Origin of the sequence: Clostridium aestuarii (assembly GCF_026735135.1) — a bacterium.
Taxonomy (GTDB): Bacteria; Bacillota; Clostridia; order Clostridiales; family Clostridiaceae; genus Clostridium_H; species Clostridium_H aestuarii.
This window is the reverse complement of record NZ_JAPQER010000003.1, coordinates 204344-221805: the sequence shown is the minus strand read 5'-3', so window position 1 is coordinate 221805 and position 17462 is coordinate 204344. Positions and strand designations below refer to the sequence as shown.

Genomic DNA, 17462 nt, shown 5'->3' with positions numbered 1-17462 from the left:
TTATTTCTTTTTCAAGAAAATGATAATATCTTTTTTTATCTTACTTTCATCATTAGAATCTACAACTGTATGGAAGTATTTTTTATTTTCCACATATCTGCAAACATTTCCCATAACTGCTACCATATATTTTTCTGGAGTATCTGTTTTTAAAGTTACAATTACGTGCCTGTCCATGTTTGTTACACCATCTTTAATTTGAATACTTTCTATTTCAGGCATTCCATCCTTTTTATTTTGTTCACTTTCAACCTTATTATATACATTGCTTTCTGAAACCTTTTCTTCGCCCTCTACTACTTCTACCTTCACATCTTTTCCTTTGTGTTGTTCCTTAAGTTTTTCTGCATATTCACTAGCTATTTTGTCTGCTTGTATCTTATTTACACCTTCATTAAGATTTATTACCGCTTTAACCTCATTTTCTCCAACTTCAACCTTTGCATTTTCCATATCCTTTTTAGCAGTTTCTGTTATTTCAGTTTCAACTGTTTGTCCTTTTTCTTTATTTAATTTTTCTTCTGTTACCTTTGTAGTGTTGCCGCTACTTGAACTTTTAATAATTGCAGCAAAGGTACTAATAACCATAGTTAGTGTTACAAATATAATTACTAATTTCATGGTTTTTTTTCTATTTTTCTTCATCGTTCTTCTCATCTCCTGTAGAAATATTTTTAACTGCATCAAACTTAACTTCCCATTTTTTCAAATTGATATCTTGATTATATAACTCTTCTTTTGCAAAAGAAAATTTATATATTCTTGCTTTATACGGATTAATAGCTACATTGTCTAAATAAAAAGTTCCTGAAGCAATCATTTTTTTATCAGCATCAAAAATAGTTAAAGGTACTTTTTCTATATTAATTTTTCTTCCTACTCCATTACGTATAACAACAGTTACTGATATTCCACCTTCTTTAGTTTTATTAACATCATAATCGCACATACTAAACTGTCCATCTTCAATTATAGGTAAACCTTCTAAAAATTTAGTGTATTTCTGCTTGTCATTATACGATATTTTGCTAGGCAAATTTTCGAATTCAACTTTCATACTTTTCTTAAATTCTGTTCCTTTTGTATTAAATAAAACCTTTAATTTCTTAACATCATTTTTTCCAAGCGCTATTTCTTCTTTTTCAAAACAAATTTTCCATGGTCTTACTGTATGTGCTGGAATTCCTCCTGCTTCTCTTAAATTAAAAGTTTTCTTTCCCAATATTTGTTTTTTTTCATTAATTACTACAAATTCCATATTATCCAAAACAATAGATTTAGCTAGTCCATTTCTTATAAAGATACTAACTTCATAATTATCTCCCATATCAAAAATATAATCTGTACTTATATTTATTTCCCCTTCCTTTATTGGTGGAAGTGATTTTATTTCATCAATTAAACATTGTTTTTGGAAATCAGAAATTCTATCCTTAACTTCTGGATGAATTGAAATTTCTGTATCAACTATTTTTCTCTTATCTTTATTCGTCATGTCTTACCTCCATATTATGTAAATATTTTTGTATATCATTTCATTAAATACATATCATAAGTATATCATAATAAAAATATATTTAAAATTGATTTTCACCATAAATACTATAGTAAAATATAGAACAATCCCCAGCTATATTTAATCTAGCCAAGGATTGTCTAAATATGCAACTGACATTATTTAACTTCTATATTATTCTCTATTGCATATCCTACTGCTCTATTTTTAGAATCAAAGAAAATAACTAAAATATTATTGTCATCTCCTTCATCACCATTTCCTATACTTATAGTAGTAATTCCTGATCCATTTTTATCTATTGCATTTTTCAAATCAGAAGAAGTTATCTCTGATATATATGCATCCACATGATTTTCTAAGTATTTTCCACCATTGTATTCTACCAGTACTCTACTCCAATCAACAGGCACATCATCGTTTATAATACTTACAATTATATCTTTATGTTCTCCTTCGCCATCTGAATCTGATGCTCCTACAGCTCCATCACAGTCTTTTAAAGAGTGTTTATCATCTGTAGAAACTTGGTCAACTTCAACAGTAAATTTAACTTTAAATCCTCCATCTACTGTTTTAACTGTTATCGTTGTTGTTCCACCACTAACTGCTGTAACTATTCCATCTTCATCCACTACAGCAACATCTGAATCAGATGACTCCCATATAACATTTTCATTAGTAGCATTCTCTGGACTTATAATAGCTTCAACTGTTTTGGCTTCTCCAACTTTCAATTCTACTTTGCCTTCACTAACTGTTAATCCTGTTACAGGAACAGTTTGTTTTGCAACATTAACAATGCATGTATCTACAACAGGATTTCCACTAGAAGTGTTATCAGATAATACAGTAATAACCGCTCTACCACTTCCTACAGCTTGAACCTTTCCATTACCTAAAACTTTTACAACCTTTGTATTACTAGATATCCATGTAACATTAGGATTATCTACATTTTCAGGCATAACTACAGCATTAAGCTGTTCTTCATCTCCTATATTCATACTTACTTCATGCTTATCAAGTTTTACGTCTGTTACTTTAAATACTTGTTGATGCTCAGGAACTACAGTAACATAACATGTATCAGTTTTATTTCCATCTAATGTAATTACTGTTATTGTAGCAGTTTGTGATTCATCAACAGGCATAGTTCTAATATATTTTCCTTCTACAGCTACTATGTCACTTCTATCAGAAACTAAAACATAATCCTTATTAGAAGCATCTGCTGGTTTTATTTCAACCTCTAACTTTGTACGAACATTTGGTGAAAAGCTTACAGAAGATTCTTCAAATCTAACACTATTCACTTCAGTTTCTTCTATTTTTTCACCTTCAAAATCAACAAGATTACTCTTAGCAACACTTCTTAAACCTTTTTTATCCTCAGATACAATATACGCATAATATTCACCTGGTCCTAATGGTTCATCTGCACTATCTTCTTTTACTCTATAAGAACCATTCCATTCATGGGTAGTATTATCATACATAGTTGCTACTGGTTCATGATCTGACATATCTAATTTTTCTTGTTTTCTAAGAATATAAATATATTGTTTTACAATACTCTTATCACTAGATACATTCCATGTAACTCTAAAATCTCTTCCATCTATTCCATCATTAGTAGTATCAATATCTTTAAGTTTAATATTACTTGCTATGGATGGTCCTTCTGGATCATAATATATTTTTATCTTATCACTTTCGGCTCCTCCTGATTTTGTCACGCTAATCAGAATATATCCTTTATCCTTTTCTAAAGAAACAGAATGTATATTAACTTCATCGTTTCCAGATGAAACTAGTGCACTCTTAAGAATCGTTTTTCCATCACTTTTATAGATTTTAACTAAATCTCCTCCAGAAAGATTTTCTATTTCGATAACATCATTATTACCATAATTATTGGTAATAGTAACATCTCCTTTAGTTGGTTCTGGAGATAATACCTTTAATTTAAAGGTAACTTTTTCATCGTATCCAACTATTCTACCATTATATGTTCTAACACCTTTGCTTTCATTGATTTTTTCCATATCCCATGCTACCGGTAATTGTCTCACAGTACCATCACTCATAAGAACAGGAGCTTTAATAGGTAAATATTTATCTTCTATATAAGATATCTTCATATCTCTATCTTCTTTTTCAACAGTTTTTTCTATATCATAAACCTCATCAACTTCCAAATCACTATCAGGCTTTTCAACTTCTTTACCAGTTTTCTTAGTTCTTCCATCTACAAGATTAGTTAAATCGAACTTATAAATTTGCTTATCTTTTGTATAGTAAATAATACCATCATTTACATCTACTAAATTATCTCTAATATCCAAGAATCCACCTTGAATATTTATGTTAACTGCACTATCATCAATTATTTTTTCTGGTTTTGAATTATAACCATTCTTTTTAATTCTATAAATTTTATTATCATCATTAAAATTAGTATAATAAACATAATTTCCCATTACATTTAGAGAAGTAACTAAATCTCCTGTAGGAATAAGTTCACATACATTTCTACCATCAGTTGTCATTCTCTTTAAGTTTCCTTCATCAGTAGCATAATAAATATAGTTTCCTGATACATTTATGAATTTTGCTGAATCATCTGTCAACTTAACTCTTCCTGTACCATCTGTATTTACTGCATATAACTTATGCCCGTCAGAATAGTTACTATAATAAATAGCATTTCCAACTACATTTACATATTCAGCTTCATCAATACAAACTCTATCAGGAGTTCCAAAAGTTAATCCACCTTCTGTTCTATTTATTTTAATTCTATACAATCTTCCACTATCTGAGTGATTACTGTAATAAATATAATCTCCTACAACATTCAAATATGTCGCCATATCATCACAGATTTTTTGTCTTCTAGTACCATCAGATTCGACCTTATAAATCTTAAATCCATCACTGTAATTACAATAAAAAACTGTATCACCTACTACATTTATATATCTTGCATCATCTGCACTTATATATTGATCAAATATTCCATTACTGCTTGACTTATAAAGCCTATTATCATCTCCTGTATTGTTATAGTAAATATAACCTTTATCTTGAGCTACCAATCCATTATTACTTATATTTCCTACAACATTATCTCCTTTTTTATCCATTAAAGAGAAATCTATTTTTGTTCTTAAATTACTAATGTTCCCTCGTATATCTATATCTCCTCTAGCAATAGTGTTTTTACTGCTGTCCAAAAGATATATATTAACCTCATATCTATTACTGTTTCTATCACGAGTTAGCAAGCATTGTATTTCACTTTTTCCATCTATCTCTTTTGTTATCGGACTTCCTTCTATTTGAAAATACTTTACACCTGAAATATTATTTTTGATGTTTGTTTCTAATCTAACATTAACAAGCTTTCTATCTCCTATTTCAGTTGAACTGAACAGAGCATTATATGTACTTGGTCTAACTTCCTGTTCTTTAAAGCTTTCTCCATTAAATACAAATGTTTTTTGAGAATAAAGGTCATAGAAATTTATTTCGCCACCACATTCATCCTTTAATTGCTGTTCAGAAATAGCTTTTTTGTTATATAAATTAACTAATTTATTTCTTCCGCTTTCTACATCACCATAAAAAACCAGACCTGTACCCTTTCTTATTTCTTCATTAATTTTTTCAGAATGTCTTTTTAGATAGTTCATAGAATAAGCACTATTACCTATTACAACAAACTTTGAACCATAAGGCATAGCTGATCCATTAGAAATCTTTTTTATATCTACAGTACTTCTATCTACACTTATGTTTGATTTAGCAAAAGTCTTTAAATATTTATTTAAATCGAATTTTATACCTCTATCATTGTATCTTAAAAAAGCATCTGTTATATCATCATAAGAAATATATTTCCCTCTATCATCTTGAACAGCATACATTTTATAATCCTGACTTATTGATTTTTCTACAAAACTCCTATATAACTGATCATTTTTTCCTTCAGTGCTGTTCATAAAAGATTCAATTAAATCCTGCTTACTAAACTTATACATTTTACTTGTTAATTTGTTTTGCATATAATAAGATTTAACCTGAGCATGTGCAATTGTAGATGTCCCCAAAGTCAAAGAACATGTTAATGCAGCTGCAACTAAAATTCCGATTTTTTTCTTCATATTCATCACCTTTATAATAGTTATTTTAATCTAATTTAGATTATAGTCCATAAAATATAGTATGTCCACCAGTATAAAACAGTTTACGATAATAATGGTTTCAATTCTTCTTCTACATTAATATTCGAAATAATTTACATTTTTTTTAGGGTAGTTTCAATAAAAAAACAAAAGATTTCTCATAAAATTTGAGAAACCTTTTATTTTTTACTGTTAATTATTAATTGTCATCTGATTTATTTTGTTTTTAACCTGCATAGAACGACTTTCTATTAAATGATACAATACAGGTATAATAATCAATGTTAACAATGTTGACACAATCAAACCGCACATCAACGCAACTGCCATTGGAACAAACATAGGATTTTTAGATATAACTATTGGTACAAGTCCCACTACTGTTGTAAATGCACTTAATATAATAGGGCTAAATCTTTTATTCATAGCATCCTTGCAAGCTTCATCCAAAGAGTATCCTTCTTCCCTTGCCTTATTAATGTATTCAATAAGCAATATTGCATTTTTTACAACTATTCCAACTAAACTTACAATTCCCATAAGAGCCATTAAGGATAAAGGCTGTCTGAATAAAAACAAACCTATAACAGCACCTATCAACGACAACGGAATTGTAAGGAAAATAACAAACGGCTGCATAAATGAATCAAATTGTATAAGCAGTATAATATATATAACGAAAAGAGCAACTGCTGCGGATACACCTAAGCTTCCAAAATACTTAACTATATCTTCTTTTTCACCATGGAATTCTATCCTAATTCCAGCCAAATCTAATTTTTTCAACTTTTGTTCTATAATATTTTGAGTTTCAACAGCATTACCACCTGGTTTAATGTCTACATATACATTGATACAATTTTCTTTATTATATCTTTTGATACTATCAATTTCAGGTTGTAATTTTATAACTGAAATTTCTTTTAAAAGTACTTTATGTCCTACAAGTGTAGATTTTATTCCTAGATTCTCTAATTTTTCCTTAGTATCAATATTACTACTCACAATAATACTATACTCTTTTCCACTCTTTCTATATATTGAAGCTTCCGCTCCTCTTAAGGCTATGTTTATCTGCCTTTCTATATCATACTTCATAATACCAAGTTGAGATGCCATATCTGAATCTATATCAACTTTATATTTATACGTTCTGTCTGCTGCATCATCACGAATTTTACATGTACCTTCAACTTCTCTAGCTGCAGCCTGTATTTTTTCTGATGCTGCATATACATCATCTATATTATCACCTAAAATTCTCATAGCAATAGGTGCTTCCTTAGGCATTGCATACTGCAGCGGATAAACCGTTGACTTAGCACCAACAATTTTTTCATTCAATTCTTCTTGAAGATAATTTGCAAATTCTTCATTGCTTTCAAACCTTTCACTTTTTTGTAAATCAAACTGAATCTTAGTTTGTGAAAAATCATCAGAAGGTACCGCAGTTGGCATAGCAACCCAAAACTTTGGAATTCCACTTCCTATTCCAGTAGTATAATTTGTAATTTCCTTTTGAGATTTAAAGACCTTCTCAACATCACCAGAAATTTTTTCTGTAGCCTTTAAATCTCCTTTTTTTTCTATTGTTGTATTTATATACATAGTGTTTTTATCTGCGTAAGGGAAAAACTGAAGTCCTAGTGACTTAGCAATAACTGCAGTCAATCCCAAAAGTATAATTGCGATTATAATTGTAGTTCTTCTTTTTTTAAGACCAAACTCCAAAAACCCTTCAAATACTTTTCTAACTTTATCTATTCCTTTACCCTTCTTTTTAATTTTAGATTTTTTAAAGAATAAAGAAGCTAAAGCAGGAGTTATAAGCATCGCACATAAATAAGAAGCAAGCAAAGAAATAATAACAACCTGTGGAATACACTCTACATATGTTCCAACTATACCTGGTATAGTTAAAAGCGGTGCAAAAGACGCAACAGTTGTTAGTGTAGATGTAAATATAGGAATTGATGATTCTTTTGCTCCCTCATAAGCTGCTTTCATATTATCTACACCATTATCAACCTTAACCTGTACTACATCACTTATTACAATAGCATTATCAACTAAAATACCCAGAGCAATAATAAGAGCCATAGTAGAAATCTGATGTATTTTTATTCCAAAAAGCTTCATTATAATAAAAGTAAGCAGTATAGAAATAGGTAATGCCGTAGATACAACTATAGAATTTCTTATTCCTACTCCAGCAAATATTACAACAATAACCAATATAATACCTTGCACCAAATTGCCCATAAAATCTGAAACTGATTCGTCTACATCTGTTGGCTGATACAAAATTTCATCTATATTAATATCCTTTGGTAGTGAATTTTTAACTTTATCTAACTCTCTTCTAACGTCCTTACCAATAAGGACTATATTTTTATTATCCTCAAAATATCCTGTAAGCAAAATTGCATTTTTCCCATTTTCTTTAAATTTAACTGCACCATCTTCATAAGCCATGTGTACTTTTGCAATATCTCTAAGTCTCACTACTGATCCACTTTCATCAGAAATATATACAATAACATTTTCTACATCCTTAAGCGAAGTATATCCCTTACTTGTAATTACATCTATTTTTGAACTGCTGCTTTCCACAGCTCCTGATGGAATTTCTAAATTTTGTGCCTGCAGTATTTTTGCTATATCTTCTAAAGAAATAGGATATTGGTTAAGTTTTTCTACATCTATATCTACTCTAATTTCTTTATTTAACTTACCATCTAATTCAAATCTTGTAACTCCATCAATTTTACTTAATTCTGACTTTATCTCCTCTGCATAAGAATCTAGTTGATCATAAGAATAATTATCACCTGATAAACTTATTATCATCCCTGCTGTAGAAACTAAATCTGTATCAATTTCCGTTGGAAAACATTCTTTTGGAAGTTCTCCTTTTATATCATCTATCTTATCTCTTAACTCTCTCCATGATTTATCCTGTTCAGCATCATCCTTCAAGTATACAATAAGAACAGCTACACTATTTCTAGAATACGATTCTACATAATCAAATCCATCCACCTCTGATGCTGCATCCTCCAGTTTCTTTGTAACTAGATTTTTTACATCCTCTGGTGTTCCACCTGGATATATTGTCATAACCTTAGCTATACCAATAGAAGCATCTGGATTTTCCTGTTTCGGTATTATCCTATAAATCTGAAACCCAAATATTAATATTAAAACAGTAAAAAAAATTGTTATCTTTCTATTTTTAATTGACTTTCTAAGTAAAGCTAGCATGTTTTCATCCCCTTTTATTGAACAACATTTACTTTATAGCCTGGTTTTACATTCTTTAGACCTTCAATTACAACCTTATCTCCAAGGGATAATCCCTTTATCAAAACCTTATCCTCATAGATACTTTCTATAGTTATATTTTTTCTTGATATTCTTTGTTCTTTATCAACTACATAAACATAATCTTCACCATCATTTAAAATTGTTATCACTGGAAGCCATATTCCTTTTTTATCTTCTAAATTAATACTAACCTTTGCAACAGAACCTATATAAAATTTCTCTGGTGGAATTTTTTCATTCATTTTTATCTTTGCTTTATAATTTCTACTCTTAGGATCTGGTATTTGTTCTATCTCACTAACCACACCATCAACTTTTATTTCATTTAGTTTAACTAAAGCTTTTGTACCTCTTTTTATCTTATTTACATCCTTTTGAGCTAACTGTATATCAATAACCTCGTCATCAGTACGAACTACCACAACTGGATATCCAGCAGCTGTAATCTCTCCATTCTTATTTAACACCTTTACCACATATCCAGACACTCCAGAGTTAAGACTTGTACCTTCAAGCATATTTCCCTTTGCTTTATGCTGAGCTTGTGCTGCCTCATACTGAGCCTGAGCTGCTTCATATTGTGCTTTGGCACTTTCTGTATCTTCATCTCTTGCTCCATTTTCAGCCTTTGACAACACTTCCTTTGCATTGTTTAAAGCTATCTCTGCACCATCAACCTTGATGTTTATATCATCAAGCTGCTGCTTTGATACAATTCCCTGTTCATATAAATTAGCTACTCGAGCGCAGCTTTCTTTAGCATAATTATAATTATTTTCTGCATTTTCCACAGCCAATTTAGCACTATTTATATCTTCCTTCTGAGCACCATTAAGTGCTTTATCATACTGCGCCTTTGCCATAGCTACTTTTCCTTTTGCAGCCTCCATTTGACCTCTTGCCCCTTCAACTGCAAGCTTATAATCCTCATTATCTAACATAGCAAGCACTTGTCCTTGCTTAACATAATCTCCTTCTTTAACGTTTACTGATGCAATCTTTCCAGGCACTTTAAAACTGTATTTTATAACATCTTCTGAATTTGTAGCGCCTAAATATTCCAATAATATAGGATAATTTTCTTCTGCTGCCTCCATTACCTTTACAGGTATAACCGTTTCCTTTTCCCCTGCCTGAGCTTTACTGCTGCATCCTGATAAATTTAAAATAAAAATTCCTACAGCTAAAAACGAGAACATTTTCTTCATGTAAATCCCCCCATAAATTCTTATATTCAACTTAATACTTTAGCGACCACTCCGTCGCTTCATAGAATAATATTAGCACATAATGAAAATAGTGTAAATATATCTAGTATTAACTTTATATTAATTTTTGATAAACACACCACATTGACATTTTTTTGTATAAACTTTATACTTTCAATTAAGAATCCAATTGTCAACTGTATAAAGGGGTGACTTTATTTGCCAAAACAAACTTTTTTTAATTTATCTGAAGAAAGACAAAAAGAAATAACCGATATATCATTAAAAGAGTTTTCATCTAATACATTTGAAATCGCTTCTATGAATAGCATTATAAACGAAGTTGGAGTAGCTAAAGGAAGCTTTTATAGATATTTTGAAACTAAAAAAGATTTGTATTTATTTTTGCTAGAATATGCATTAAATAAAAAATTAGAATATTTAAAACAATACACCGATACCTCTAGTGAAGATTTTTTTGAAATCTATAAAAATATCATATTTGGATATATGAAATTTGATTTATTATTCCCTGTTATAAGCTGCTTTTTAAAAAAAGCTGTTCAAAATGGCTCTATTGAAGAAATTCAATTTGGAAAATCCAAAAGCGGAAAAATATTTGCAAATAAGCTTATTGAAAAGGCTCAAAAGGAAGGAAAAATCAAAAAAAATCTAGATCCTGATTTTATATTATTTTCTATAATTGGTATATCTGATGCTATGATAAGCTATATCAACTATAAATATGGAGTTAAATACAATGAAATGATAAAAAAATTGGAACACACTCCAAATCCATATGAAAAAGAATTGAAATTGGTTTTTAATCAATTAGTCGATGTACTTAAAACTGGACTCATAGGTTCTTAAATTTAATATTTAAATTTAAGAACAATTAAAAATTAACAATTAAGAATTAAGAATAATTGATGCTTTGCTAACCGCAAAGCTTTAATTTAGATTTTCTGCTCATGCAGAAAATCATCCTTAATTGTTAATTCTTAACTCTTAATTCTTAATTAACTATATAAAAAAGCTAATTGCAACTGCAATTAGCTTTTTTATATAGTTATTCCTCTTCTTCATTCACTCTCACATTAAACTCTATATCTTGTCCATTTTTAGATATGTCAAGATTTCCTTCTGCTAAAACATCATTTTCAAAATTGCAGATATATATTTTAGCTTTTTCATTTGGAATTAAAACCTCTGCTGTTTCTCCTATATCAAAATATTGATTACAGCCTTCAATTTTAAATCTATTTCCACCTTCAACCTCAACATTTTTTATACATATTCTTTTAAATAGTTTTACATCACTATCTTCTACTTTTGCCTTAGACTTTGCTTTTGGTCCTTGAAATACCTCTCTGAACTTAACTTCATCATCCCCTATATATACTTCATTTATATTTTCATCTAAATCCAAATACTGAGCCTTATCTCCTTCTACAAAACCATTCAAATCGAATATTGATCCTTTATCTGCACTATCTAGAAAAGCCTGACTTACACTGCTGTAATCCACGTATTCTCCTTTTTCATTTTCATATCCACAAATAGTACTTTTTTTCATATCTTCCTGAAAATTTTTATATAAAAGATCATTTTCTCCTGTTCCTAAATTCATAAAAGAAATACTTAGTTCTTCAAGATTATACTTATAAACTGCACTTGTATCTCTATTCTTTATTAAATATGCATTAACCTTTGCATAAGCTTTGCCTGATGATATGCATAGTGCTAAGCATACTGAAGCTGTTAATGTTGATAAAATCTTAAACTTTTTCATATTCTCACCTCACTTAAATTACTGTAAAAATACTGTGTTTTGATCTTGATGAGCTTTTTCTTCATTTACGCCCTTTAATGTACTGTATTGAGTTAATTTAATTTTTCCAATCTTGCCCTTTTGTACAGTTCTATTTCCGATTAATTTTTCTTTTAAAGTTACAACAATAGTATCATCGCCCGTTGAATTAGTAATCGTTGTTTTTATGTTTTCTATATCATCTTCAATAATCTTGTAGCTTTCTCCATCATCCGTTACAAAATTCACTTCAAAATCCGTTAAGAAAAGGGATTTACTATAGGTAGTTACACTCTTAACCTTTTGATTTAATTTAATAGTTAATTCTCTTTCTTTATAATCATATTTAGTTTCTTCAAACTTAACCCCTTCTGCCTGTTTTGTGCTTAATATAAATGAAGCCTTGTATTCATCATCATTATACTGAGACATCTGAACATTTTTAGTCTTTAACAAATTCTTAAGCTTCTTATTAAATTTTATATAATATCCATTATCAGACTGTGGTATAAACGCATTTAATCTAATTGTAAGCTTATGATTATTCTCTCCTTCTTCATCATACTCCATATCTGCAGTATGAATTAAGAAAAAGTTTGGTACTATCTCTTTTCCATCTCTGTCTACAAGCTTATAATTAAGCATATTAATAACTGCACTTTCTTCTTTCTGATCATAATTCATAGCTTCTGGATAGTATACCTCTATTGTCTTAGAATCCTTCATAACTACCTGTATATTATTTATTACACCTGGCTCTTGATCTGAACCTCTGAATTTCATATATTGTTGTATACCACTTTGTGAAGATTTCTTGTCCTTTAAAGTTACAAATCCATCCATATCAGAACCATTATAATCATATACTCCATCATCTTCATCTTCATCTATATCAGGATTTACTACTAACCAATTATACCCACTATTTAGTCTTCCATTAGTTATAGCAAAATCGTAAACCTTATGCTTATCATCTACTGGAGCTGGTTTAGATAAATTTAGAGCATCGTCAATATCGTCATAATCACTTCTGTCAAGTAAATCATCCACCACATCCTCTTCAATAGCAATTCTTGCAAAATCAGCATCTTTTCCTATTTCAACAGGTTGATTAAATGTTACTCTTATAGTTTTATTATCAAGAGCTTCAACTCTTGTAATTGATATTTTTTCTATACTGTGACTAGAATATTTAAATTTCACTTCATCATTATGTTTATCTATTCCTTTTGCCTTTAAAGTAAATCGGCCATGTTTATCTGCATCATCTTTATCAAAATCTTCATCACTAATTCTAATCACTAAAACCTTTTTATTATCTGGATTTTGATAAGCATATACATCACTGTGATCATCTAATTCCTCATCATCATCTCCATCTACTACCAATGAATCTTCTACTAATTCATTCTTCTTGCTGTCCCATATAACTCCATCAATTTTATCATCAGTTACATCTCTATCAAATTCTATATACAAAGTTTGTTTGTCCTTAGCTTCAGCAGACAATAACTTTGGAAGATCATCTATTGCATCTCTACCTCTTCCTATGAAAATTGCTGTTAATTCAGATACTCCCATAGACTTACCATCTATATTATCTAAATTTCTCATTGTGATTTTATACGCTTTACCTTCTACCGTTTTAGGTATAGTTAACTTAAGCTTTGTTCTATCATTACTTAATACTTCTGCACTTAAAGGATATCCAACTCCATTATCTATAACATATTTTGAAATATTTTCTACATTTTCATCAAGTCTGCTGTTGAATGTCAAGATAAGTGTAGAATAATCATTTCCAAATTTTATATCTGTTACAGCTTTTATTGGCTCAGCTTCTTTTTCTCCTTTAAATACTTTAGCATTTTTATTTTCATCTACTCCATTTCCATATCTATCTCTTAAATCATACACTTCAATTTTATACAGCTTATCCTGCATATTACTTATTGTAAGTTCTATATTTTTATCATCAATAACATCTATATTTTCAACATAAAGTCTCTGCATGTTTTCATCCATAGTAGTTATGTAGAAGTTTTCTGTCTTTAAAGTACTTTTATCCATATTTCTTTCAAAGGTTATTCTTATCTTCCTATTACCTAATACCTTTACTATGTTATCTGAATCAGACATGTCTATCTTTGTAGTATAAGGAGCAACTCCTACAAAAGTAGTTGTATTTACATTAGTATTCAACTCTACACCAGTACTAGTTTTTAAACCTCTTACTCCTATTTTGTATAATGTAATATCCTTCATATTATTTTTAATAGTTAATACTATAGATTTTTCATCCTTAACCTCAGCATCTTTAATATTTATTTCTGCATTCCATCCATTTACCTCTTCTATAAAGTAATTAGATATATCAGAGACATTCTCTCTAGAAATTTTAGTATTAAAAGTTATTTTCACATGATTAGGATCTAACGCTTCAGCACCTACAACTTCAAGCTTAGTGTAAGTATCCTTCATTATTCCTACAAAAGTCATATTACTGCATCTATACATTCTTTGTCTTGTAAATGAATGTGCATCCTCAATAGTTGTATTATACACCACTCCATTTTTTTGCTGTTCTGTTGTAACTACAACCTTAGAAGGATCTCCTTGTAAATACGCTATTTTATTCACACCTAATTTTTCGTTATTATTTCTATCTTTTATTTCCATTTCTATATCATCTATTATTACAGGCATAGAAAAGTTTATTTGCATCTTGTTATAATCTAAAGCTTTTATAGAATTAACTCTAGGGCTTGTACTATCTTTTCCCATACCTGCAAAGTTTACCGAATTTACTTTATAAAGCTTCCCTGTTTCTGTATCTTTATCTAAATATATTACAACTGTCTTGTTAGAACTATCCCATTTAGCTAATTTTGCAGAATTCAGTTCAAAAACCTTTCCGTTTTCATCCTCTGCTAAAAAGTTGAATTTATCTACTGAATCCACTGGTTTTTCAAGCTCTACTTGAAGATACCTACTGCCTAAAGGCTTTACGCTTTTTACCTCCAGCATTTCAAAATTATCTACTATATCTCCATCATCTTCAGCATATACAACATTACTGTCTTCATCTATATATCTAACCTGTGGTATGCTTGTATTCTTTACAGCTTTTCCATTTTCATCAGACCATTTTCCATTAAAATCTTTAATAAACACATCTTTTCTATCTTTCAAAAGATTCTTTATTTTCCCCCTATTATCTGAATCATTTGCATAATAAATAGAGTAAGCATTTTGTCCAATAACTATAGTTCCTTTTGGAATTTCTGCAAAAGCTTTATTAACGCAAATTCCTGCAGCACCAATTGCTAATAACAAAGTTAGTAAAATTTTTTTTCTGTTCATAGGTTACTATCACCTTCCATATTTAATACTTCTTTTTGTTCCTCGTTTATATTCTACCACAATTTAAGCTTATCTCTATAAAATTCTACACAGACTTTCATTTTCCTGCAAATTAATTTAAAAACGCTCCAGAACATACGTGTAAATCATATGCTCTGGAGCGTTTCTATTAATAAGTATGATAAATTAATATCCTACTTTTATTTTTTCTTTTTCTTCCATGAACTTTTTAGTGATACTGTTCTGTTAAATACAAGTTTATTTTCTGTTGTATCCTTTGTATCTACAGCGAAATATCCATTTCTTAAAAATTGGAATTTATCTCCTGGTTTTGCTTCTGCTAAAACTGGTTCTAATTTAGCATTTTGTAAAACCTTAAGAGATTCTGGATTTTGTTTCATTTCACCCTTGTTTTCTTCATCTTCTACGATTAAATAATCATAAAGTCTAACTTCTGCATCAACTGCATGTTCTGCACTTACCCAATGAATTGTACCTTTGACTTTTCTTCCTGTGAAGCCTGATCCACTCTTAGTTTCTGGATCATAAGTACAATGTAATTCAACAACTTCACCATTCTCGTCTTTTATAACTTCATTGCATTTAACAAAGTAAGCATTTTTTAATCTTACTTCATTTTCTGGGAATAATCTAAAGTATTTCTTAGGTGGATTTTCCATGAAGTCTTCTTTTTCAACATAAATAACTCTTGAAAATGGAACTTTTCTTGAACCCATTTCAGGATTTTCTTGGTTATTATCTACATCTAAATATTCAACTTCACCTTCTGGATAGTTAGTAATAACAACTTTTAGTGGATCTATTACACCCATAACACGAGGTGCTTTTAATTTCAAATCATCTCTTAAGCAGTATTCAAGTAATGCTATATCAACTAAAGAATCAGCCTTTGCAACACCTACTCTATCACAGAAATCTCTAAGAGCTTCTGGTGTATATCCTCTTCTTCTTAACCCTGAAATAGTTGGCATTCTAGGATCATCCCATCCATCAACTACTTCTTCATCAACAAATGCTTTAAGCTTACGTTTACTTGTTATCATATTTGTAACATTTAATCTTGCAAACTCAGTTTGTTTTGGTGGGTTTTCTATTTCACACTCTCTTAAAACCCAATCATAAAGAGGTCTATGGTCTGCAAACTCCAATGTACAAAGAGAATGTGTGACTTTTTCAATAGCATCTTCAAGAGGATGAGCAAAATCATACATAGGATAAATACACCATTTATCTCCTGTATTATGATGAACAGCATGATAAATTCTGTATATTGCAGGATCTCTCATATTTAAATTTGGTGAAGCCATATCTATTTTCGCTCTTAGAATATGAGCACCATCTTCAAATTCCCCATTTTTCATTTTTTCAAACAAATCAAGATTTTCTTCTATAGAACGCTCTCTATAAGGGCTATTTTTTCCAGGTTCAGTTAAAGTACCTCTATATTCTCTCATTTGTTCTGGAGTTAAATCATCTACATATGCCTTACCTTTTTTTATAAGCTTAACTGCATATTCATAAAATTTGTCAAAATAATCTGATGCATAATATAATCTATCTTCCCAATCAAATCCAAGCCATTTAACATCTTTTTTTATTGACTCAACATACTCTACTTCTTCTTTAGTAGGGTTAGTATCATCAAATCTCAAATTGCATAAACCATTATATTTTTGAGCTGTACCAAAATCTATGCATATAGCTTTTGCGTGTCCTATATGTAAATATCCATTTGGTTCTGGTGGAAAACGAGTATGAATCTTATTATTTGGATGTGCTTCTAAATATTCTTCTATAATATTATGTATAAAATTAGATGGTGTAGAAGCTTCTGTTGCACCATTTAGTTCTTTATTATTCTTATCCGCTTCTTTCATTTATTATAATGCCTCCTTATTCTAGAAAAATTAATTTATTCTTATATTTTACCTTTTTTAGGTTTTAAATTCAATAACCTTTACTTTATCTTTAGCTTATTTTACGATATTCTTTCCAAATGCACCTAATTTTCTTTTCTAAATTTTATA

9 protein-coding genes are annotated in these 17462 nt (G+C 29.6%); 1 reads left to right on the top strand and 8 read right to left on the bottom strand.

Features of this window, described 5'->3' with window-relative positions; genetic code table 11:
* The 5 genes from OW763_RS09285 to OW763_RS09265 all read right to left on the bottom strand — a co-directional run bounded on the left by OW763_RS09285 (nt 1) and on the right by OW763_RS09265 (nt 10241).
* Complete coding sequence (locus OW763_RS09285) at nt 1–645, bottom strand: hypothetical protein (protein WP_268040833.1); 645 nt, start codon at nt 643–645, stop codon at nt 1–3.
* Complete coding sequence (locus OW763_RS09280) at nt 632–1495, bottom strand: SLAP domain-containing protein (RefSeq protein WP_268040832.1); 864 nt, start codon at nt 1493–1495, stop codon at nt 632–634. The genes OW763_RS09285 and OW763_RS09280 overlap by 14 nt, the downstream gene beginning before the upstream one ends.
* Nucleotides 1496–1674: 179 nt before the next feature.
* Nucleotides 1675–5685 carry a DUF5050 domain-containing protein gene (locus tag OW763_RS09275; RefSeq protein WP_268040831.1) on the bottom strand — a complete coding sequence of 1337 codons (4011 nt, stop codon included), beginning with the start codon at nt 5683–5685 and terminating at the stop codon, nt 1675–1677.
* A gap of 213 nt (nt 5686–5898) precedes the next feature.
* Nucleotides 5899–8970, bottom strand: a complete 3072-nt coding sequence (locus OW763_RS09270; protein WP_268040830.1) for an efflux RND transporter permease subunit — start codon at nt 8968–8970, stop codon at nt 5899–5901.
* Between the two features lie 14 nt (nt 8971–8984).
* Entirely contained in the window at nt 8985–10241 is a 1257-nt protein-coding gene (locus tag OW763_RS09265; protein ID WP_268040829.1) for an efflux RND transporter periplasmic adaptor subunit, read from the bottom strand.
* Nucleotides 10242–10460: 219 nt separating this feature from the next.
* Here OW763_RS09265 and OW763_RS09260 point away from each other — a divergent pair, with 219 nt between their 5' ends.
* The gene (locus OW763_RS09260) at nt 10461–11111 is read left to right on the top strand and encodes a TetR/AcrR family transcriptional regulator (RefSeq protein WP_268040828.1); all 651 of its coding nucleotides are present in this window, start codon (nt 10461–10463) and stop codon (nt 11109–11111) included.
* Nucleotides 11112–11310: 199 nt separating this feature from the next.
* On the opposite strand, the gene OW763_RS09255 is transcribed toward OW763_RS09260, so the two are convergent.
* The 3 genes from OW763_RS09255 to OW763_RS09245 form a co-directional block, all read right to left on the bottom strand.
* Entirely contained in the window at nt 11311–12033 is a 723-nt protein-coding gene (locus OW763_RS09255; RefSeq protein WP_268040827.1) for a hypothetical protein, read from the bottom strand.
* 18 nt (nt 12034–12051) lie between these two features.
* Entirely contained in the window at nt 12052–15414 is a 3363-nt protein-coding gene (locus OW763_RS09250) for a hypothetical protein (RefSeq protein ID WP_268040826.1), read from the bottom strand.
* A 200-nt stretch (nt 15415–15614) separates the two neighbouring features.
* Entirely contained in the window at nt 15615–17312 is a 1698-nt protein-coding gene (locus OW763_RS09245; protein ID WP_268040825.1) for a glutamine--tRNA ligase/YqeY domain fusion protein, read from the bottom strand.
* Between the last annotated feature and the right edge of the window lie 150 nt (nt 17313–17462).